Below are 21,439 nucleotides of genomic sequence, written 5' to 3'. Positions count from 1 at the left end.
AAAATAAATAAGTTGGAATAATAACCGGGAGGTACTGCCGCTTGGTTATAAGCTATCGCATAAATAACAGAAAAACCAAATTAATGGATCAGAAAGAAGCACCACGCGATGCACCTTCCGGGTTAACAATAAAACAGGGAGTTTAGCAGCTGAATTTAGGCGGCTGTTCGGGTATCTGCAGAGGGACCGACAAAAGGTCGTCAGAGCGTTGCAAAATATTTATACTCAGGTACCGTACAGGAATATTGAATGAGAATTGCTGAAAAAAGAATTGCGCTTTTTCATTAAGGTTCAGTTTCAAAAAAGGCACATGGTTCTTTTTAGGCACAGGTATATCCTTGATATTTTTAGCTACTATGACGTTACTGGTTGAGTAAATAGTGGTTTCGTAGTTCGGTACACACATCAGGTAAATGGCATGCCGCGTCATTTTCATTTTAACGTAATTATAGCTGGCCTCCTCAAACTGAACCGTGCCGCTTACGTTTTCATAGGCCGTCCAGTCGTTTATACCAGGAATATCTACTGGTATTTTTACCTCAACCAGGTCGTTTTTATTGTATTTGTTTTGTGCGGTCTGCTCGTTAAAGAAAACTTCCGAGCGGTATTGCAGGTATTTATAAAAAGCCACATACCCGCCTGTGCTGAACAGGTGACTCACCAAAAGTGTAATGGCGATAAGCTTTTTCAAAATACGTTTAAATTGGGTTAGCTAAAGATGTGACATAATTTTTATGTTTCAAAATTTTTTAAAGTGAAGATATTGATATAAGCAAATCAATTGGTTTTGCGAACATCCCGATAAATTTATCAGAGTAAAAAATATGCAATAAACGTCTCACCCCCGTCCAGATGAAATGGTCAGATCGTCACTTTTTATTACCATTTTCGATATCTTTTAACTGGCTTAATTTCCTGAACACTGCCGCATGTAAAAATAAAATAGTAGCGGGTGCAAAGGCCGGGAACCACACGAACGGAAACACGGTCATCTCTCTAAGGTTTCCATTTGCACCGGTAATAACGGCGATTATCAGCAGATCAATTATGTCCAGTATACCAAAAATATTCCAGGCATAAACGGCGGCTTCGCGCCATGGGTTTTTCTTTACAACTATCCTTGCTACAGGGATTGCCAAAATTGCGGTAATGATATCCCCAAGGCCGGCCGCAAAGGCAAACCTTGCAGGGAGCAGGTGATAAAAATAGATAAGAATAAAAAATATCCCGAGTAACCTGAATATATGTAAGGCGATCAGCGAATCCAATGTAATTGCCCTGAGCAGCTTTTTAAACAGCCTTGTATTTCCGACAAAAACAAATAGGATGAGCAGCAAGGGCATACCGGCCCAAACCATTACCCTGGGCGGTAATGAATTCACATCGAATGTACCCTTTAATGAAAGTACCGAAACATACGCCAGGTACACCAGGTAAAAAATAAAAATACCAATTTGTATACGCTTCGATTTTTGCGGCGTGAGGCCCGCATCCAGCGCAGCCCGCTTAACCGGTTTGGTAATAAAGAATATAGAATAAAGAAAGGTCGCTAAGAATAGTAAGACTGCCCAAAGGGGCATGCCTGATAAGTGATTTGCCATTTGATGTAGTTTTAATACAACAAAGGAAAATCAAATCCCGGCGCTTACACTTCGCAAATGGCAAGAAATCGATAATGGCTACTTCCTGGCAAAATCCTTCCTGATCCTGCTTAGCGAAGTGTCGGTGATGCCGAGGTATGAGGCAATATATTTTAAAGGTACGTTTTGAAAAATTTCGGGGCTTGAATTAATTAAGTTAACGTATCGCTGCTCCGCGGTTTCCTGCAGCGCCGACAGCATCCTTTCCTTCAGGATATTGTATTGATTTACTATGTTCAGACGTCCATACTCACGAAACTCGGGGATGGCATGAAAACTCTCCTGCATATCCCCATAAGTTATAAACCATGTTTCACAGTCGGTAACGGCCTGCAGATATTCTTTCGCAGCATTTCTTTTAAAAAACGAGAGCATATCGCTTGCGAAAGTGTCTTGTGTATAAAATGCGGTCGTTACTTCATTACCTTCAAGGTCATAGGTATAGGCCCTTACGATACCGCTATCGATGAAATGAGATTGACTGCAAATCGCACCTGCTCTCAGGAGAAAACCATTCCTGCTAATTTTCATCGGCTTGAATTTTTCGACGATCAATGCAAGCCTGGCCGGACTCATCGGCAGCACTTGTTGAATAAAACGAATTAAACGAGCTTTATCCATTTGCTTTACAAAAATTCTTTTACCGGTTAAAAGTATAAAGACGTTCAAAAATCAAGGGAGAAGGTTATCATACCCCGGTATTGAAGATTTATTCCCAAATACCATTTTGCGACGTAAGTATCTCGGGATCGCCCCCGGTTACTATAATTGTATGCTCATGCTGCGCAACAAAACCTCCTTTATTACCGCTTAGCGTCCAGCCGTCTTCCTGTGTATCAGCGATAGTCGACCGTGTTGAGATGAATGTTTCTATCGCTACTACCGAATTCTTTTTGAAACGCGTAACATTATACCGGTCGCAGTAATTGGCAATTTCGTGCGGCTCCTCGTGAAGGCTTCGGCCAACGCCATGCCCGGTTAAGTTTTTTATAACTGTATACCCGGCTTTTTTGGCTTCCGTCTCAATTAACCGGCCTATTTCCGATATCCTTACACCGCCTTTAATGTTGCTGATCGCTTTCTTTAGTATATCTTTCGACGCCTGTACCAGTTTGCCATGTCCGTGGATATCCTCTCCCAATACAAAAGAGCCGCCGTTATCGGCCCAGTAGCCATCTAGTTCCGCCGATACATCGATATTTACCAGGTCGCCTTCCTTAAGAATTTTATCTGCCGAAGGTACGCCGTGCGCCACCTCGTCATTAATGCTGATACAAGTGTACCCTGGAAAATCGTAGGTGAGCTTTGGCGCCGAATGCGCACCAAACTGTGCCAGCAATTCACCGCCATATTCGTCAAGCTCGCGGGTAGAGATGCCGGGTTTAGCGTACTCCCGCATTTTTCTGAGCGTAATAGCTACGGCATCACTGGCCTGCTGCATACCAATTTTTTCACTTTCTGTTGATATTGACATTTTTGGGTGTTTAGCTGCGCCAAAATTAGCGATTAATATGTTTAACAGGCTTGTTCATTCTTAATTACGGCGTCATTTCCTGTACAGTCTACCTCGTTTACTACCGGGTAAACATTCTTGATATTATCGACATTTCCAATGGAATGGCGTCTTCCGCCAGGAAGCCGGACATCCATACTTCTAAAGTTAACAGATCATCTGCCCTGTAACTTAAACCCGCCCTTTTGCTTCTTCTTCCCCCTAAAACAAAATGTGCAAATCTCCTTCGAAATTTGCACATCCTGTAATTCATTATCCGCACATCAAAGTTTAATTTCCTCGTCTTTGCCTGAGAAAAAATGAAACTCGGTAATCTGATAGTTCGGGTTGCTTTTAACCTTTATCCACTGATTGTATTTCAGGAACCATTTTATCTGGCGGTTAATAAAGCCTTTTTTAATATAAGCTTCGATATAAGGGTGAACGCAAAGGGTTATGTTCTTCTCGTTTTGCTCAACCAAAATGTAATTGAAATTGGTTTCGATGTCATCAAGCAATAATATAGTGGGCCTGATGGTACCGGTACCATTACACGCCGGGCAAACCTCATTGGTTACAATGTTCATCTCGGGGCGCACACGCTGGCGTGTAATTTGCACCAAACCGAATTTACTTGGTGGCAGGATGGTATGCTTCGCCCGGTCGTGCGCCATTTCGGCACGGAGGTAATCGAACAAATCCTTACGGTTAGCAGGCTTGTGCATATCGATGAAGTCGATAACAACAATACCACCCATATCGCGCAGCCTTAGCTGCCGGGCAATTTCTTTTGCTGCCTCCTTGTTTACCTGAAAAGCGTTCTCTTCCTGGTTTTCTTTGTTGGCGGTGCGGTTACCACTGTTTACGTCAATAACGTGAAGCGCTTCGGTATGCTCAATAACCAGGTAAGCGCCTCCGGCCAGGTTAACCGTTTTACCAAATGCACCTTTTATCTGTTTATCGATACCGTAATGCTCAAATATCGGCGAGCTGTTTTTATGAAACCTTACGATGTTCTCCAACTCCGGCGATATATTGTGTACATACGATTTTACCTCTTCATACATGCTGTTATCATTCACATATATGTGCTGGAAATCGGGGTTCAAAATATCGCGCAGCAAAGTTGATGTGCGGTCAATTTCACCGAGCGCCTTTTTCGAAGGCTCGATAGATGGCAGACGTGTAATAAATGATTCCCACTTCGATATTAAATCAAGCAGGTCCTTCTGCATCTCGGCAACGCCTTTGCCTTCGGATACAGTGCGGATGATAACGCCAAAATGCTTTGGCTTAATACTTTCAACAATTTTACGCAAACGGGTACGCTCGGTGTTGCTCTTTATCTTTTTAGATATAGAAATAACTTCCGAAAAAGGCACCAATACTACGTAACGTCCGGCTATAGATATATCAGAGCTTAAACGCGGGCCTTTGGTGGATATAGGCTCTTTAGCTATCTGAACCGGTATGAGCTGATTTTTAGACAATAACTCAGAGATCTTACCTCCCTTGTTAATGTCAGGGTCAAGCTTAAAGTTATCTAAAAGCTTTGACTGATATCCCCCGCTACGCACTTGTTTGGTAAGCTTTAGCAGGCTTTGCACCTGCGGCCCCAAATCAAGATAATGCAAAAAGGCATCTTTCTCATAGCCAACGTCAACAAAGGCCGCATTTAGCCCCGGCATGATCTTTTTTATCCGGCCAAGATAAATATCACCAACAGTATAATTGTTGCTGATCTGCTCTTTGTGAAGTTCTACGAGTTGTTTGTCCTGTAATAATGCAATGGTAGTCCCGCCGGGGGATGAATCGATAATTAATTCTTTTATCAACTGCTACTCCATTTCTTAAAGCGGTTACAGTAACCGCACGTTAATTAGTGGGTAAAAAAACAACTTCACCTGTTATATTTAAACAGGAAATATAAGCAAGGGGTATTCGCGTGTGCATGGAGAGCCGATAGTCCTCAATTCGTAGTCCTGAGTCCAAAATCAGGAAAATAAAAATAGACTTTAGACTGACGCCTAAAGACTATCGACTTATAAGCAACGCCGCTTATTTTTTCTTATGTCTGTTTTTTCTCAAACGCTTTTTACGTTTGTGGGTAGCCATTTTGTGTCTTTTACGTTTTTTACCGCTGGGCATAATAGTAATTTTTTTAAGTGTGTAATTAATTTTTTAATTCCTTTATGTAGTCATCAATTTTCTGCCCGAAGGTCGGGTCAGCAACTAACTCTTTACATTTTTGGTAAGCTGCAACAGCTTCCTTTTTTTGTCCTAATTCCTTATAGCTTTCCGCCAGATAAAAATATGGCTCAGCTTCGGGCTTTTGTTCAATAACAGTTTTAAAGCGGGATACAGCCTTTTCAAACTGGCCGCTTTTCATAGCAAACAGGCCGAGGCTTAAATTTGCTTTTACATTCTTAGGGTCTTGCTTTACTACATCCAGCAGCAGCATAATACCCTGCATTGGCGAGCCGCCATCCGCATCTGCAATACCGAGGCTGGTTTGGTTAACATAAGCAACACCTAAACCGGTTTTTGCGTCAAGGTCTGCCGGTTTTAACTTAACGGCGTTCTTGTAGCTTTCAATTGCGTTTGCAACAAACGATGGCTGCGCTGCAGTATCCTGCGTCGCCCTGGTAAAGGCATCGTTAAAGCGGCTGCCGGCGGTTACCCAATCCTCAAACTTGTTTTCTTTACGGGCAACTTCCTGGTAATAAAATGCAGCAGGTGCAGGCTGGTTTACATCATCCCACAGTTTCGCTAATTTTTTTTCAAGGTTTAGTTTGCCCGCTTCATCGGCCGTGTTCTTCAGTTGGGTTTCAGCATCGGTAACCTGCGCAGACAGTGCCGCACCTATTGCGGCTTTAGCTGTAGCCGATACCGATGCTACATCTGCTTTACTTACCGGCCGGGCCTGCGCCACCGTTGCTTTTGAATGCCCCGGATCATCTTTTTTTACCAGACCTTTCACCGGCATAAAAAACAAAACGCCCATGACAGCGAAAACTGCTACAAGGACGATTATTTGTTTTTTTTGCATGGCAGACAGAAATTACTTGCTAACCTTGTTACCGGTTCTTACTTTGTCAACAAATGTTTTTGCCGGTTTAAAGCTTGGCACAAAGTGTTCAGGAATGATGATGGCAGTGTTCTTCGAAATATTGCGTGCTGTCTTTTTAGCCCTCTTCTTCACAACGAAACTTCCAAAACCCCTTACGTAAACGTTTTCGCCACCCATCATAGAGTTTTTGACAACTTTAAAAAACGCCTCAACAGTTTCCTGTACGTCTACTTTTTCGATACCTGTCTTTGACGAGATTTCAGTTATAATTTCTGCCTTAGTCATATCTGCTTTTCTTTTATTTATTATTCAATTACTTAACTGATTTGGGGTTGCAAAAGTATCTCTTTATTAACAAAGTTTGAAATAAATAGCATATTTTTTTTATTACCTGCTGAAATTCAGCTTAAAGGCAAAAAAATATGCCATAAATCACCGGTTTTTCGTTAGTACTTTTGTCCCGATGGATTTTAACAACGAACTGCTGAACTGGTATCAAAATAACAAGCGCGATCTGCCATGGCGCAACACGACCGACCCCTATACTATATGGCTTTCCGAAATAATTTTGCAACAGACCCGCGTTGAGCAAGGCCTGCCCTATTTCACCCGGTTTTTAGAAAAATATCCTACCGTGTCTGGCTTTGCAGCGGCCACCGAAGACGATGTATTAAAACTTTGGCAGGGATTAGGCTATTACTCCCGCGGGCGCAATATGCTTAAAACAGCAAAACTGGTACAAGAGCACTACAACGGAATCTTCCCCGCACAATACGATCAACTGATTAAACTAACCGGCATAGGTGAATATACAGCTGCCGCTATCTCGTCATTTTCATCTAACGAAGCCAGAGCAGTTGTAGATGGCAATGTTTACCGTGTATTAGCCAGATACCTAGGCATAGACGAAGCCATAAACAGTACAAGGGGAAAAAAAATATTTCAAAATGCCGCAAACGAGCTCCTTAACCAACAAAAACCAGGTATGCATAACCAGGCAATGATGGAGCTGGGCGCGGTTATTTGCAAACCAAAAAATCCGGTTTGCGGTATTTGCCCGGTAAGAGCAGGATGCTATGCTTTTATGCACAACGCCATTAATAGCCTGCCGGTTAAACTCAATAAAGTAAAAGTACGCGAGCGGCACTTTAATTATTTTTTGATTACCGACGGTGACCGCCTGCTGGTAAATAAGCGCAGTGATACAGATATTTGGGCAAACATGTATGACTTGCCATTGGTTGAAACCGATTCCGGATCAAATATTAATGAATTAATTACTCACCCTGATGTTACCGGCTATTTCGGGAGGAACCTTAAAATCACTGAAATATCTCCCGTAAAGAAGCATATATTAACCCATCAGCGATTGTTTGTACGCCTTATAACCATGCAAGGCCCCCCGGAAAAAATTAAAGACAGCTGGAGATTTATCCGATTTGAAGATTTAAAAAACCTTGCTATACCCAAGATTGTATTTATATTTATAAAAAATATTTTTAATTTGTAATATATTTTTTGTTGCTTTACAATATAAATATGTCTGGCGTTAATAAAGTTATTTTGGTAGGCCATTTGGGCAAAGACCCCGAGGCCCGCACATTAGAAGGTGGTGTTTCCGTTGTAAGTTTTCCGCTGGCAACTTCCGAAAGTTTTAACAAAGAAGGTCGTAAGGTTGAACAAACCGAGTGGCACAATATTGTAATGTGGAGGGGCCTTGCCGATGTTGCCGCTAAGTTTTTGCAAAAAGGTAAGCTCGTTTACATCGAGGGGAAACTGCGTACCCGATCCTTCGAGGATAAGGAAGGTATAAAAAAATACACTACAGAAGTGGTAGCCGAAAACTTTACACTGCTTGGCCGCAAAACAGATTTTGAAAATGACGGGCAAGCCAGGCCGGTAAAATCGACAGACTATAACGGAGAAACCGGCGATATGATATTTTAAATTAAACCAGCCAGTTAATACAAAGCCGCGAGATGTTCCCGCGGCTTTTTTTTGTGACATTACAATTTAAAGCGATTGGTTTTAAAGCCAGTCGCTTTGGAAAAGCACCTGGTGACCTCTACCTTCCTCCCGGCGGGCAATGCTCTTTTAAATACTGTGTATATAAAGTGCGCAGGTGCTGCGTGGTACCCGGCCCCTCATAAATGCCATGCGAACGGTTAGGGTACGACATCAACTGAAATTGCCTGTTGTATTTTACCAGTTCATTTATCAGCATTTCGGCGTTTTTATAGTGTACATTATCGTCCCCGGTTCCATGTATATATAACAGGTTACCACGCAGATTTTTGGCATAAGTTATCGGCGAGCCCTGTATAAATACCTGCCGGCTTGCCTCGTCAACCGGCACGCCCATGTAACGCTCCTGGTAAATATTATCATAGGTTAGCTGCCAGCCCACTGCGGCTATAGCTATACCGGTTTTATAGATTTCGGGATGCTGAAACATGAGGTTAAGTGTACATGAGCCGCCGCCGCTCCAACCCCAAACTGCTACACGTGTCGAGTCGACAAAAGGCCATTTTAAAATTTCCTTCGCGCCCATGGCCTGGTCTTCTATGTTAACGATGCCTATTTTCTTGTAGATAGACTTGCGCCATTCAGCTCCTTTAGGCGCCGGCGTACCGCGGTTATCTAATGAGATATAAATATACCCATCATCCGCCATGTTACCTATATACTCGCCGTTACGGCCAGTACCATAGCTATCGGTTACCGTAGCGCCTGCAGGCTCGCTGTAAACATAAAATACAACAGGATATTTTTTGGACGGGTCGAAATTGGTTGGTTTTACCATCCAGCCGTCCATCTCCACTCCATCAACTGTTTTTACTTTGAAAAATTCCGGTTTGTTTTTAGCATCAGTGTTCAGCTTTATTTCCGTTCCGCTAAGGTGCCTGTGATCCGGCAGGCTTACCACCTCGCTTTGATACGGTGTGTAGATGTTTGAAAAAGTATGCAGCCCTATTTTGCCGTTTGGCGATATTTCATAGCTATGGGTTCCGGGCTCATCTTTAGGCGTTACCCGTTCTGCATTTCCACCGCTAAGCTTTATCCTGTACAGATACCTTTGAGTTGCATTATCAGGCGAAGCCATAAAGTAAATGTAACCGTTGGCTTCGTCGATCAGATCGAGCGCCTCAACATCATAATTTCCTTTGGTGATCAGCGTTTCTTTACCATCGCGGTTGATTTTTGAAATGTGTCTCCAGCCGTCTTTTTCACTTATCCACAAAAACTCTTTGCCTTTGTTTATCCATTCCCATCCCACCGGGTCGCCGCCATTCCAGCGCGACTTACCATCAATCCAGGCTTTATCTGTTTCAGTATGAATAACTCTTGCTGTGCCGTTTGATATGTTGGCAGTAAAAATCCTGCTTTCGGTTTGCGCACGGTTTAGTTGCTCAAGTATAATCTCGTTGGGGTTAGTAGTCCACTCCATACGCGGAATGTAATGCTGAATGGGGTCGCCCGGCACATCCATAAATGTGATCTTACCCGAATTAACGTCAACCACGGCAACCTTACACGAGCTTGGGTTTTCGCCGGCCACGGGGTATTCTACCGGGATTACATACGGATAGATAGAATCTGTTGTATTCAGCATCAGGTATTTTTTTGTATCACCGGTGTTCATCTGCCAAAAAGCAATGCTCCGGCTATCAGGCGACCAGCGGAAACCATCGCGGCAATCAAATTCTTCCTCATAAGCCCAGTCGAACGTGCCATTGATTATGTTTTTTGAACCATCCGTGGTCAATTGCTTAACTGCCCCGGTAGTCAGGTCCTCGGTGAAAAGATTATGCTCGCTTACATAAGCTGCCATTTTACCATCGGGCGATAGTTTAGCGAACATCAGGGATGATTCAGGTCGCGCGGCGCCCAATTGCTTAAGCGTCTTCGCAGCCATATCGTAAACCCAGTAATCGCCGCGGGTGTTGTAACGCCAAACGCGCCTGGTATTGGTGAATAATAATACCTTTTGTCCGTCTTCCGAAATTGAAAAGTTAGAGACCTTAAGCGGGGTTTTACCCGGAGGGGTCAGCATTTCGTTACTTACCAGCACGGTTTTCTTTGCCGGATCGCGGGTATCCAGCTCAACTATTCCGTTGCCGTCCTGCACGCGGTAGTATTGATAGCCGTCGGCTGCCCAATGCGTCCGGCCGCGTTGCGCGCGTACCGAAAACTGCGAAAGAAGCAGAACTAGCAGGAATAAAGGCACAAGTTTTGATTGATAACATTTTTTAATCATACGGTCAGTTATTTGTTTTGTTCTATTTACAATAGTTGGCTTGTAAATTTTGCGTTAAATTAGCACTTTATAGCCCGTAATAATATCTGTAATGAAAAAAATACTTCTTTGTGCGGTTGGCATTTTCTATTGTGTAGTATTTGCTCAAGCACAGCATACCGACAGGAGCAGGTTTATTAAAGACAGCCTCGACTTTTATATCAACCGCTCACTCACCAATTGGCGCATTCCCGGCGCTGCGGTATGTATCATCAAAGACGGAAAGGTCGTATTGATGAAGGCCTACGGCATCAAGGAGCTCGGGCAGCCGGCAAAGGTGGATGAAAACTCGCTCTTTATGATCGGCAGCAATACCAAAGCCTTTACAGCAACGGCACTTGCTATGCTGCAAAGCCAGAATAAGCTCTCGTTGGATGATAAGGTTACCAAATACCTGCCGCAATTTAAAATAGAAGGCAAACCGGCTGATGATGTGCTTATCCGCGATCTGCTTTGCCATCGCCTGGGATTTGAGACCTTCCAGGGCGACTTTACATTTTACAATACCAATTTAAGCCGTGCAGAAATTATCAAACGGCTCGGCATGCTCAAACGCCAATACCCCTTTCGTACTAAATGGGGCTACACCAATGCGGCATTCTTAACGGCGGGTGAAATCATTCCCGTTGCTTACGGCAAACCCTGGGAAGTGTTTTTGAAGGAAAATATCTTCGCCCCGCTCGGCATGAGCAATACCCTGGCGCTTTCGGCAGACATGCCCAAATCCCTAAATCGCACCGTTCCGCATACATTAATTGACGGGCGGCTATCACCTATTCCTTATGCTCAATTGGATGGAATGGCGCCCTGCGGAGCCATCTGTTCCTCCATAAACGACATGAGCAAATGGGTATTGGCTTTGTTGAATGATGGCAAAGTGGGCCCGCGCCAGGTGATCCCGGCGGCAGCTATACAGGCCACGCGCCAGCCACAGGATATTGTGGGCAGCATAACCCATCTTAACGGCGAAACTAATTACGAACTTTATGGGCTCGGGTGGTTCCTGCAAGACTATTCCGGCCACCGGCTGGTGATGCACGATGGCGGCGTAAACGGTTATTTGTCATCGGTAACACTGGTACCGCAGGACAAACTTGGTATAGTTATCCTAACCAATACCGATCAAAACGAGTTTTTTGAAGCGCTGCGCTGGGAAATTATGGACGCCTATTTTAAACTGCCGTATCGTGATTATACCGATGCGTATCTGACTAAATTTAAAAATAATGCCGCTACCGATCAGGCTGCTGATAAAAAGCTGCGTGATTCAGTTGCAATGAATTTAAAACCTGCATTGTCGCCATCAAGCTATACGGGCAAATATGTAAACGACCTGTACGGCAGCATGGTGGTTACACAAGGCGAGAATAACGATCTCGAAATGCGATTTGAGCACCACCCTAAAATGTACGTACACCTGCAGCCGTTGGGTGGTAACCGTTTTTATGCCACATTCTCAGACCCGACCTTAGGCAAAGCGGTCTTTCCGTTCCAGGTACAAAACGGCAGTGTAAAGGGGGTGAGGATAAAAGTTGCAGACTTTGTGGAGCGTGGGGCCTATGAGTTCGCAAAACAATAGCTGGCACCGGCCGGGATCTTTCAATTTGACGAACATGCGCCCTGTTAGCTAAAGTTTTGTTGATTACTGAATGCTGCAAATTCCGGTTCAAAAAGCCAGCCTCCGGAAAATGTCTTTTAGCGTTCGGTTTTTTCGCGGAACACCCCGAACACTATCTAAAATACTGACTATCAGATAGTTTTGTTTTTACAACTTTGCAAGTAATTGTAAATCAGCAATTTAAATAAGACTATAATCCAAACAACGTCTCCGGCTCGCCGCAATCTTCATAACAATGCACACATCTGGCCGGTTTTTGCGTTATGTATAACTGTTGTTCATAACAAACATAAGGTGCATAAAAAAACGTTCATACGGTCTGTAAAAGGAAAAATAATCATTGCAGCAACACTGGCCTGCCTTGCTTTATTTCTGGCCTGGAGCACCAGCAAAGATGCATTTACGGCCATGTTGACCGCCTTTGAAAATATATCTGCGCCAAATGACAAGCTGCGGCTGGTTAATGATCTGTCTCGCGGCATCGCCCGTATTGACCAGGTGCAGCGCGCGCGTTCGGTAAGTAACCCGGATAAATATTATGGTTTTAACGATTCAAAAATATTAAGCCGGAAAATAGATACGCTCCAGAGTCTTTACCCCCAAAAGTCGGCCCAGGTCCGGCGTTTAAATACTCTTAAAAACCTCCTGGAAGACCGGGACAGGCTATTTGTAAGTTATGTAAAAGTAAGAGAGGGGCTCATCGATAATAAGTCGTTCTCCGCCCAGATCGATGGCTTGAACGATATTGTTAACCAAACCGCCCAACAGGCCGACAGTATGGCCACATCAACCGAAAAAAAGACCTCCACCACCACAGTTTACCAGGGGGTAACCACTGCGGAGAAAAAGGACAACCGCAATTTCTTCCAAAAGCTTTTCGGGCGGAAAAAAGCAAAAGACACCGACTCGCTGAGCAAGCCTTTCCAGATAGTAGCCGAGGAGTTAAAGGTTAAGCATGATACACTGGCCAAAGCCATACAGGATAGCCTGCTGAAGGGTTTGAGCCAAACTATGCGCGACCTGGAAAAAGTTCAGCAGCAAAAGAGTGAGGCCTTTGTAAACCGCGAAACGGTGCTGATACGATCGAGTGAACGTATTATGCGCCAGATATTCTCCATCCTTAAAAAAGTTGAGGACGAAGTAGTTGAGCAAACCGCTGAAAACACACTTGCTGCCCGTAAAATGGTGAGGGGGAATATAGAACGTATCGGCACTATTATACTGGCATTTGTAGTGCTGGCTATATTTCTGGTTTATTTTATTTTAAGAGATATATCGCGTATCAACAAATATCGTAAAGAACTGGAGGCGGCGAAAGAAGAAGCCGAATATCATTCAATGGCCAAACAGCGCTTCCTTTCCAACATGAGCCACGAGATCCGCACGCCATTGCAATCTATTATCGGGTATGCTGAAATGGTACGGCAGCAAGAACATCCGCAGAAAAAAGACATTGAAGCTATTTATAGTTCATCGGGCCACCTGATGCAGATTGTGAACGAGGTGCTTGATTATAACCGCATCATATCGGGCAAATTCAGCTTTGCAAGCCAACCTTTTGATATGCTTGAGCTGCTTAATGAGGCCGTGGCTGTAATGCAGCTGCAAGCAGACAGAAAAGGCTTGAATTTCCATACGAATTTTGACCCCTCCGTGCCGAACCGGGTAATGGGCGACCCGTTCAGGCTGAAACAGATCTTATTCAACCTGCTGGGTAATGCTATAAAGTTTACCGAACAGGGCGAGGTAATTTTGTCTGTAACCGGGAAAATCACCAGCGGCCACATTAGTTACCACTTTAAGGTAACAGATACCGGCGTTGGGCTAACTGAGGATGATATCGGGAGAATATTCAATGAATTTGAACAAGCCGGACACGAAGACAAAGCACGTAACGGCACGGGGCTTGGTCTGCCAATTACAAAGGAGTTGATCGAACGCCAGGGTGGCTCTATGAATGTTAAAAGTAAGCCGGGTAAGGGCAGCACCTTTAGCTTTGTATTGAAATTTGAGAAGGCCGGACAGCCGGAAATTGATATTGAAAAATCCCATAATTCTGTTGAAGCAGGGGCAAAACCCAAGGTTTGGATTATAGACGATGACCGTTTTATACTGGAACTTTGCTCCCGGATTTTCGAACAAAATAAAATTGAATATAGCTGCTTTAACTCGCCGCACGATTTATTACACACAGTGTGGGATAATGCTGTTAAATATTTACTGATGGACATTCGCATGCCCGAAATGAGCGGCACAGAGCTTTGCCGCCTGATGCGCGCCAGCATACCTGCCGACGTAAAAATCTACGCGTTAACCGCGCAGGCACTGCCGGGAGAACGTGAATCGGTTTTGGCACATGGTTTTAATGGTTTGCTGATGAAACCCTTCCGGGAAACAGACCTGGTTAACCTGGTGGGCGGAGATAAAACGGCAGAGACCGATAAGCCCGTTATAAACATTAAAGCCATTGAAAAAATGACTTTTGGCGACGCCGAACAAACGGCCAAAATACTTGCCAGCTTCGCAAGGGACAGTTTTAACGACGAAAAAGAAATTGCAGCTGCTATGGAAGCCGGCGATATGGATAAGTTGTTGCTGGTTACGCACCGGGTAGCCGGCCGTACCGCCCAGGCAGGCGCCCGTGATCTTGCTGAAGATTTCCGGCTGGCTGAAATAGAATTATCTGCCGGTAAAGAACTGTCGCAAAAACGAAAAGATAATATCCTGTTGCTTACCCAAAAATTACACCGTTTAGCAAAAGCGATGCAGGAATATAATGTGCCCGAAGCTGTTGAATAACCCCGTAATTGCCATAAGGCATTTTCTTTTTTACAGGCATAAGCCTATCTTTAAAACCCAATCAAAAAAACACAGGATGTCGGCAGATCTTAAAGCCTTTATTGCCCAATATGCACCCTTTACAGAGGATGAACTGAATGACATTGCAGGTCGTTTTAAGAAGCGCTCCATCAAAAAAAATGAATTTCTGCTGGATAAAGGCGCCGTTTGCAAGGACCTTGTTTTTGTGCAGGAAGGTTGCCTGCGGCTGTATTATGTTGCTGAAGAAATAGAAATATCGGTGTGGTTCGCATTCAAAAATTCCTCTGCAATAGACATTTACAGTTTTATCAGCGAAAAGCCAACAGGATATTTTTTACAAGCCATCGAGGACAGCGAAGTTTTATATCTGCCCAAAAGCGAACTGACCAAACTCTACATCACGCAGCCGAAAACCCAGCAATGGATGCGCTGTTTCTGGGAAGATGCCATCCTCACTTTACTCGACAGGTTTACTGCATTGCAGCGTGATTCAGCCGAACAGCGTTATCTTGATTTGCTGACAAAGCCGCCCTATATTCAAAAGATTCCGCAGAAATATCTGGCATCATTTATCGGAGTTACGCCAACGTCGTTAAGCAGGATACGGAAAAACATCAGATAGGTTTTCTTTATTAAGATTCATTGGCCAATTAGCCATTATTGAGATTACTCCTCTATTTCGATTTTATGCCAGGCTTTATTTAAAAACGTGATATTATCCTTGTCTTTCATATAATCGCCAGCCTGTGGATTTAGCGGACGTTGTTCCTCTATCCATCTTACGATGCCGGCACGAACGTGTGTTCGAAGTATGCGCCATTGCTCATTGCTCTCAAATGCAAAGCTGTCGAATCTTTGAATAACGAGATACTCGTCGCCATTCTTATATAATGCTATATCGTTCCAGCCAGACGGAGGAAAAATTACAGAAATCAGCCAGCCGATACCAGCGCCGAGAATTAGTAACGGGGTCAAAAGAAAAAGAATACCCTGCGCGAAGCCCTTAAAACGGCTTAAGAATCTGGGAAAGCCAAAGCAAGCCAGCAAAAATAATGAGCCAAAACCCAGGCAGCCATTTGCCATTGCTCTTAATGTTTTATTTCTTATCTCTATCGGGAACAAGGTTTCCCATGGGACAAAACCCACTATTGCTACGAGGGCTAACAACAATATAATTCTGGTCTGCCAGGTTATCTTTCTGCTCATAAAAATTATTTAACGACAATTTTTCTCCGCAAATACCCAAATTGCCCATTCAAATCTGTTCCCTGTATAATCACGGTGTAAGTACCCGGCTTATCAGCGCTATAGAAACCAACCGTTGCGCAGCCGGCGGTATCTGTAACTATATTAGGTTCCCAATGAATAGTTGAGCGCTGGTCGGTGCCGTTTACCGGGCTGCCTGCAGCATACCTGGGCCGGTAAAATTGCTTAGGCAGCGTAAATGGCAGCGGCTTGTAAATTGCCACTCCCGGCACATTTTTAAGAAATGCTCCATTACCGCTGTAGGTAGTTATTTCCAGGTATATGGGAACAAACCTGTCCGGAGTTATCGCTTCTATTTGTATAAAGGCAGGCTCATACGCTAATGCATATTTGGCCCGGTACATTATTTCCACGCCTTTAATATCTTCAGCGGTAAGGTAGTCCATATAAAGATCCACTGGCAGTTCTAATTTATCGATAAACACGCCATCGATAATAAGATTTACTATGTGGTTTTTTAAACGGTAAATCGGCGTGTCGGGGCCGGGGTTTGTCGGATCAATGTGGGGCTTCAGACTCCGGTAAAAGTCAGGAAATTTTTTCTGAAGAAAAGCATAAAGTGATAATTTCCCGCCTTTTTCCATATCCTTTTCATCCAATATAAAATCAGCTCCGCCCGGACCGTTAAGATTTTTCGAATCTTTTATCACCTTCTTATCCTTAATGGTAATCTCTTTTAACATCGTGCCTGTTCCCTGTATTTTTTCTTCGGCAAGCTGCTGCGATAATTTGCTGTCGCGATTATGCAGTAAAAGCGTATCGCAGTTAACATACCAGGGGATTTGCTGTCTTTGCTCTTTTTTAAATACCGGGGCCCTAAATTCATCCAGCTCAATTCCCACATTAAAGTTACCACCGCCCTTTCGCCGGGCCTGTATTACAAAAGCCGCGGTGTCAACAGGCGCAAAACCTGTAAAAGTGAAGCGGCCATCTTTACTGGTCACAGTATCTTTTACAAATGCAGGTTTTTTTGAAAGCAAAATTACGCCTGCTTTTTCAATAGGCTTATTAAACATATTAGTAACCCTGCCGGTTACCCTAAACTGGCTTTCAGCTGTGTACAACGGCTTTGCGGGCGGCGAGAAAATATCTTTCCAGTCATATCCAACCCAGCCCTGGGTAAGCATTAGTGCATCCAGGGCGGCTGCCTTATCCGCGCTGCTGCCGCTAAAATAATAGCCCGGTTCCTCAACGGTTCCTTTTAAATCAGATGTCATCAGCAACGAATTCACTATATTATTGCCCAGGCTGTCGGTTTTTACCTGGCTGTCGTCGGTAACCGCCATCGAAAAGCTGCCGCGTACCGGCTTGCCATTTTTATCCGTTACCTGCAGTTGCATGGCAATACTATCATGCCGGTTGTAGGCTTGTTCTGTTGGCCCGGCATCAATCTTCATTTCATCGTGCCTGTCTATAAAAACAATACGTTCATTCAACGGCTGATTAGCTGCATTCAATAAGGTAAACCTGACAATGCCGGTCGGGAATATGCTTTTGGGTATCGCCATTGTGAAGCCACTTTGACCCGGTTTGAGGTGTGCACCATAGCACACTACACCCCTGGATTCAGCAACCAAATAATAATCGGCGGCACCGGCCGTATGGGCGGAAATCTTCACTTTTACCGAGTCAGTTGCTGCCTGATCGATCTGCAAGCTTGTACCATAAATATTTACTGCCGGTAAGGCGTAATTTTTCGTGCCGCCGCCCGGAAGGTCAAGGCTAGCCGTATAAATTTCGCCGGGTTGCGGAACGAACGAAAAAACACCCATTCCGTTGTGTACAGATTGAAACGATGCAACTTTTTCCTTTTTGTTATTGTAAACTACACCACTTACTGCTACACCTTTACCATCCTCGCCAACAGCCTTAAAGCCTACTTTAGCGGCTATACCACCCACCAGGTTGCCGCCTTCTGGCATAAACTGCAGGTCAGTGTGGTTCAGGCGGTTGATGACAACCGGGATAGTCAGCTCATTCGTTTCCTGCCCTTCAATAATTTCCCTGGCATTAATGGACAGGTTTTGCGCGTTTGTGTTTTCAGGGATGATAAAGCTGACATCGAACCTGCCATCAACACCCGTTTGGGTTTTCTTATGGAACAGGTTCTTCTTCCCGTTTAATATTTTTAACTCTAAATCCTGTAGCCGAACCGGTTTATTGTCGCGGCCGGTAAGCAATAGGTTTGCCTGCAGGCTGGCACCGGTTTGCCTGAAGTCTGCGGTTACCAATCGGTCACGGCTTCCTGTTGCAGCTACACATATCTGCTTTTTAAAAATATAATCCTCGCCGAAATTCCGCATCCAGTTGGTGTACGCACGCAAGGTGTAGCTCCCCGGCGGCACATCGCTTTCTCTCAACGAAATATTCCCCCAGGTTAAGCCCGACTCAAGCGGCACCAGCATGCGGGTAACATACGCGTTGTTTACGTCATCAAGCTCCACATAAAGCAGGCCGCTGCGGGTAGCTGGCGTAAGGTAGTCTGCATTAACCAGGTATCCTTTAAACCAAATAGTGTCGCCCTGCACATAGTTATCTTTATCGGTTTGCAGGTAAAGCTTTTCGATTGGTAATGATTCCCGGATATTATTTACACCATTGATAATGGAATTCAGCCGCGTATTTTGCTGGGGGAACGCTGATTTTGCAAACATCAAAAAAGCAGGCAGCAGTAAATACCGGTAAATCGATCTCATTTGCAGGCGTGTCAGGTTTAAAAGGCGTTTGGTAAATATAGCAGAAATTACATATTTACCAAACGTCTGCTGAAGCTTTAAATTCCATCCGCAATATTCAGACTCCCGGCAAGGCTGCCGTATATTATCCTTTTACAGGTAAAATGGCCAGTCGAAAAACCAATTACCGAAGCGTTTGCTAACTTCTACTTCTCCGCCGACATAGAAAAGGGTACATCTTTAGGCTCTGTTCCCCTTTGCTTATTCGGCGTTGCCGACATATCAAAGTTCAGCACCTCCCCGCCCATCAAAGCTTTATGGCTAAGCCAGTTGAGTCCGTACGGTTTTCCGTTAATGGTCAGCCTGTTTACATATTTATTTCCGGCACTGTTTTTTGGAGCGTTAATAGTGACGGTTTTGCCATCTTCCAGGTTGATGGTTAATTTCTTAAACAGTGGCGCGCCTAATACATATTGATCACTGGCGGGAGTTACCGGGTAAAAGCCCATTGCGGAGAAAATATACCAGGCGGAAGTTTGCCCGTTATCCTCGTCGCCACAGTATCCATCCGGCGTAGCTTTATAGAGCCTGTTCATGGTTTCGCGTGCCCAATACTGAGTTTTCCAGGGCTCGCCGGCGTAATTGTACAGATAAATCATGTGCTGGATAGGCTGGTTCCCATGCGCATATTGGCCCATGTTGGCAATCTGCATCTCCCGTATCTCATGGATAACCGTATGGTAATAACTGTCATCAAATACCGGCGGTAGTGTAAATACCGAATCTAACTTGGCAACAAATTGCTTTTTTCCGCCCATCAGGTTAATTAATCCCTGTATGTCGTGAAAAACGCCCCAGGTATAGTGCCAGGCGTTCCCTTCCGTAAAGGCATCGCCCCACTTAAATGGATTATAGGGTGTTTCCCATGAACCATCTTTATTTTTTCCGCGCATCAGTCCGGTTTGCGTGTCGTACAGGTTACGATAGTTTTGGCTGCGCTTTTTATAGACATCCGTTTCCGATGCCGGCTTACCCAATGCCTTGCCCAGTTGATAAATAGCAAAGTCGTCATAAGCATATTCCAGCGTACGGGCGGCGTTTTCATTAATTTTTACATCGTAAGGAACGTAGCCCAGGGTGTTGTAATATTCCACCCCGCGGCGACCAGTAGCATTCGGGCCTTCATTGTTGGCTCCGTGTTTCAAAGCCTGGTAAAGCGTTTCGATATCATAACCCCGCGCACCTTTAAGATAAGCCTCTGCCACAATCGAGGCAGAATTATTTCCGATCATGCAGTCGGCATAACCCGGGCTGCTCCATTCCGGCAGCCAGCCACCTTCTTTATAGTCGTTAATCAAGCCTTCCTGCATCTGTTTACATACAGATGGGTAAACCAGGTTAAGGAACGGATACAAAGCCCTGAAAGTGTCCCAAAAGCCTGTGCCCGCAAAAAGATAACCCGGCATAGTTTTACCATTGTACGGACTGTAGTGCACATTCTGCCCTTTTGCATCCACCTCGAACATTTTATGCGGGAAGAACAGCATCCGGTAAAGGCACGAGTAAAATGTGCGCGTTTGATCGATTGTTCCGCCTTCGGCATTTAAACGGTTCAGCGTTTTATTCCAGGTGGCTTTGGCTTTTTGTTTTACAAGATCAAAGCCGTCATGCGCCAGTTCGCGCTTTAAATTAAGCTCAGCCTGTTCCATGCTGATAAATGATGAGGCCACCCGCAGGTGCACCTGCTCACCTTTCTTTGTTTTAAAGCTGATGGCTGCACCCGCATGATCTCCGTTGTACTCCAGCTTGCCGTTATCAATATCTTTATCGTGCCAGGTTGATGCAATTTCAAAAGGTTTATCAATATAAATGACAAAATAGTCTTTGAAGTTATCGGTTACTGCGCCGCTGTTTTTAGTGCTGTAGCCAATGATCTTGCGTTCACCCGGGATAATTTTAATGTAAGAGCCTTTATCAAATGCATCTATTAAAATATGCGAGCTGTCGCTTTCCGGAAAGGTGAAGCGGAAGCTGGCCGCCCGTTCAGTGGGTGTAATCTCAGTAGTTACATCATAATCGGCCAGGTAAACGCTGTAATAGTAAGGCTTGGCTATTTCGGCCTTGTGCGAAAACCAACTGGCACGTTTCGTTTCATCAACAACCAGCTTGCCTGTTTCAGGGAAAATGGAAAACATTCCGTAATCATTCATCCATGGTGAAGGCTGGTGGGTTTGCTTGAAACCTAATATTTTATCCGCATTGTAAGTGTACTGCCAGCCGTCGCCCATTCTTCCTGTCTGCGGCGTCCAGAAGTTCATCCCCCAGGGCAATGCCACTGCCGGATAGGTATTTCCGTTCGATAGGGACGGTTTAGAATCCGTCCCCATCAGCGGGTTAACCAGATCAACCGGGTCGGTTATCCGACCGGTTGGCTGGGCGATTAAATAAACAGGTAGAAGCAGGGCAATTATGGTAGTGATTTTTTTCATATAATCTATTTTAATGCGGAAGTGCGAATGCGCCTTTTAAATTTCAAAAAACTCCCGCGTGCAATCGCTCGC

Annotated in this window: 16 protein-coding genes; 5 read left to right on the top strand and 11 right to left on the bottom strand. The window is 44.5% G+C overall.

The window, feature by feature from the left end; translation table 11 throughout:
* Window positions 1-142 precede the first annotated feature (142 nt).
* From Q3W13_RS14320 to Q3W13_RS14290, 7 genes are all read right to left on the bottom strand, one after another.
* Complete coding sequence (locus tag Q3W13_RS14320) at window positions 143-691, bottom strand: hypothetical protein (RefSeq protein WP_302864867.1); 549 nt, start codon at window positions 689-691, stop codon at window positions 143-145.
* A 178-nt stretch (window positions 692-869) separates the two neighbouring features.
* A complete protein-coding gene (locus Q3W13_RS14315; protein WP_302864865.1) occupies window positions 870-1,601 on the bottom strand; it encodes a hypothetical protein in 732 nt (243 codons plus the stop codon).
* Window positions 1,602-1,679: 78 nt separating this feature from the next.
* Window positions 1,680-2,261 (bottom strand): Crp/Fnr family transcriptional regulator, encoded by a 582-nt coding sequence (locus Q3W13_RS14310; protein WP_302864863.1) that lies wholly within the window; start codon window positions 2,259-2,261, stop codon window positions 1,680-1,682.
* 88 nt (window positions 2,262-2,349) lie between these two features.
* Window positions 2,350-3,114 carry a type I methionyl aminopeptidase gene (map, locus tag Q3W13_RS14305; protein ID WP_302864861.1) on the bottom strand — a complete coding sequence of 255 codons (765 nt, stop codon included), beginning with the start codon at window positions 3,112-3,114 and terminating at the stop codon, window positions 2,350-2,352.
* A 302-nt stretch (window positions 3,115-3,416) separates the two neighbouring features.
* The gene (locus Q3W13_RS14300; RefSeq protein WP_302864859.1) at window positions 3,417-4,967 is read right to left on the bottom strand and encodes an Rne/Rng family ribonuclease; all 1,551 of its coding nucleotides are present in this window, start codon (window positions 4,965-4,967) and stop codon (window positions 3,417-3,419) included.
* Window positions 4,968-5,305: 338 nt separating this feature from the next.
* Window positions 5,306-6,181 carry a M48 family metallopeptidase gene (locus Q3W13_RS14295; RefSeq protein WP_302864858.1) on the bottom strand — a complete coding sequence of 292 codons (876 nt, stop codon included), beginning with the start codon at window positions 6,179-6,181 and terminating at the stop codon, window positions 5,306-5,308.
* A gap of 12 nt (window positions 6,182-6,193) precedes the next feature.
* Window positions 6,194-6,487 carry an HU family DNA-binding protein gene (locus tag Q3W13_RS14290; RefSeq protein ID WP_302864856.1) on the bottom strand — a complete coding sequence of 98 codons (294 nt, stop codon included), beginning with the start codon at window positions 6,485-6,487 and terminating at the stop codon, window positions 6,194-6,196.
* 178 nt (window positions 6,488-6,665) lie between these two features.
* Between Q3W13_RS14290 and mutY the strand changes: the two genes are divergently transcribed.
* Together mutY and Q3W13_RS14280 are read left to right on the top strand one after the other, a co-directional pair.
* Complete coding sequence (mutY, locus tag Q3W13_RS14285; protein WP_302864854.1) at window positions 6,666-7,712, top strand: A/G-specific adenine glycosylase; 1,047 nt, start codon at window positions 6,666-6,668, stop codon at window positions 7,710-7,712.
* A 29-nt stretch (window positions 7,713-7,741) separates the two neighbouring features.
* Window positions 7,742-8,149: a single-stranded DNA-binding protein gene (locus Q3W13_RS14280; RefSeq protein WP_302864852.1), complete on the top strand. Its 408-nt coding sequence runs from the start codon at window positions 7,742-7,744 to the stop codon at window positions 8,147-8,149.
* Between the two features lie 118 nt (window positions 8,150-8,267).
* Here Q3W13_RS14280 and Q3W13_RS14275 read toward each other — a convergent pair whose 3' ends face one another.
* On the bottom strand, window positions 8,268-10,460 hold the full coding sequence (locus Q3W13_RS14275; RefSeq protein ID WP_302864849.1) for a DPP IV N-terminal domain-containing protein: 2,193 nt from the start codon (window positions 10,458-10,460) through the stop codon (window positions 8,268-8,270).
* Between the two features lie 91 nt (window positions 10,461-10,551).
* Here Q3W13_RS14275 and Q3W13_RS14270 point away from each other — a divergent pair, with 91 nt between their 5' ends.
* From Q3W13_RS14270 to Q3W13_RS14260, 3 genes are all read left to right on the top strand, one after another.
* Window positions 10,552-12,078 carry a serine hydrolase gene (locus tag Q3W13_RS14270; RefSeq protein ID WP_302864848.1) on the top strand — a complete coding sequence of 509 codons (1,527 nt, stop codon included), beginning with the start codon at window positions 10,552-10,554 and terminating at the stop codon, window positions 12,076-12,078.
* Between the two features lie 333 nt (window positions 12,079-12,411).
* Window positions 12,412-14,916 carry an ATP-binding protein gene (locus tag Q3W13_RS14265; protein WP_302864846.1) on the top strand — a complete coding sequence of 835 codons (2,505 nt, stop codon included), beginning with the start codon at window positions 12,412-12,414 and terminating at the stop codon, window positions 14,914-14,916.
* 76 nt (window positions 14,917-14,992) lie between these two features.
* Window positions 14,993-15,559 carry a Crp/Fnr family transcriptional regulator gene (locus tag Q3W13_RS14260; RefSeq protein ID WP_302864844.1) on the top strand — a complete coding sequence of 189 codons (567 nt, stop codon included), beginning with the start codon at window positions 14,993-14,995 and terminating at the stop codon, window positions 15,557-15,559.
* Window positions 15,560-15,603: 44 nt separating this feature from the next.
* On the opposite strand, the gene Q3W13_RS14255 is transcribed toward Q3W13_RS14260, so the two are convergent.
* From Q3W13_RS14255 to Q3W13_RS14245, 3 genes are all read right to left on the bottom strand, one after another.
* Entirely contained in the window at window positions 15,604-16,143 is a 540-nt protein-coding gene (locus Q3W13_RS14255) for a hypothetical protein (RefSeq protein ID WP_302864843.1), read from the bottom strand.
* 5 nt (window positions 16,144-16,148) lie between these two features.
* A complete protein-coding gene (locus tag Q3W13_RS14250; protein WP_302864842.1) occupies window positions 16,149-18,899 on the bottom strand; it encodes a carboxypeptidase-like regulatory domain-containing protein in 2,751 nt (916 codons plus the stop codon).
* Between the two features lie 185 nt (window positions 18,900-19,084).
* A complete protein-coding gene (locus Q3W13_RS14245; RefSeq protein WP_302864840.1) occupies window positions 19,085-21,367 on the bottom strand; it encodes a GH92 family glycosyl hydrolase in 2,283 nt (760 codons plus the stop codon).
* Window positions 21,368-21,439: the final 72 nt, after the last annotated feature.

The organism is Mucilaginibacter sp. L3T2-6, from assembly GCF_030519355.1.
Taxonomy (GTDB): domain Bacteria; phylum Bacteroidota; class Bacteroidia; order Sphingobacteriales; family Sphingobacteriaceae; genus Mucilaginibacter.
Note: the sequence above shows the minus strand (reverse complement) of the source record. Positions and strands in the feature narration are given on the sequence as shown.

Excerpts from the sequence above, each read along its gene's own strand:
- Q3W13_RS14315 (WP_302864865.1), bottom strand. The coding sequence starts at position 1,601 with ATGGCAAATCACTTATCAGGCATGCCCCTTTGGGCAGTCTTACTATTC.
- Q3W13_RS14310 (WP_302864863.1), bottom strand. The coding sequence starts at position 2,261 with ATGGATAAAGCTCGTTTAATTCGTTTTATTCAACAAGTGCTGCCGATG.
- map (WP_302864861.1), bottom strand. The coding sequence starts at position 3,114 with ATGTCAATATCAACAGAAAGTGAAAAAATTGGTATGCAGCAGGCCAGT.
- Q3W13_RS14295 (WP_302864858.1), bottom strand. The coding sequence starts at position 6,181 with ATGCAAAAAAAACAAATAATCGTCCTTGTAGCAGTTTTCGCTGTCATG.
- Q3W13_RS14290 (WP_302864856.1), bottom strand. The coding sequence starts at position 6,487 with ATGACTAAGGCAGAAATTATAACTGAAATCTCGTCAAAGACAGGTATC.
- mutY (WP_302864854.1), top strand. The coding sequence starts at position 6,666 with ATGGATTTTAACAACGAACTGCTGAACTGGTATCAAAATAACAAGCGC.
- Q3W13_RS14280 (WP_302864852.1), top strand. The coding sequence starts at position 7,742 with ATGTCTGGCGTTAATAAAGTTATTTTGGTAGGCCATTTGGGCAAAGAC.
- Q3W13_RS14275 (WP_302864849.1), bottom strand. The coding sequence starts at position 10,460 with ATGATTAAAAAATGTTATCAATCAAAACTTGTGCCTTTATTCCTGCTA.
- Q3W13_RS14270 (WP_302864848.1), top strand. The coding sequence starts at position 10,552 with ATGAAAAAAATACTTCTTTGTGCGGTTGGCATTTTCTATTGTGTAGTA.
- Q3W13_RS14260 (WP_302864844.1), top strand. The coding sequence starts at position 14,993 with ATGTCGGCAGATCTTAAAGCCTTTATTGCCCAATATGCACCCTTTACA.
- Q3W13_RS14255 (WP_302864843.1), bottom strand. The coding sequence starts at position 16,143 with ATGAGCAGAAAGATAACCTGGCAGACCAGAATTATATTGTTGTTAGCC.
- Q3W13_RS14250 (WP_302864842.1), bottom strand. The coding sequence starts at position 18,899 with ATGAGATCGATTTACCGGTATTTACTGCTGCCTGCTTTTTTGATGTTT.
- Q3W13_RS14245 (WP_302864840.1), bottom strand. The coding sequence starts at position 21,367 with ATGAAAAAAATCACTACCATAATTGCCCTGCTTCTACCTGTTTATTTA.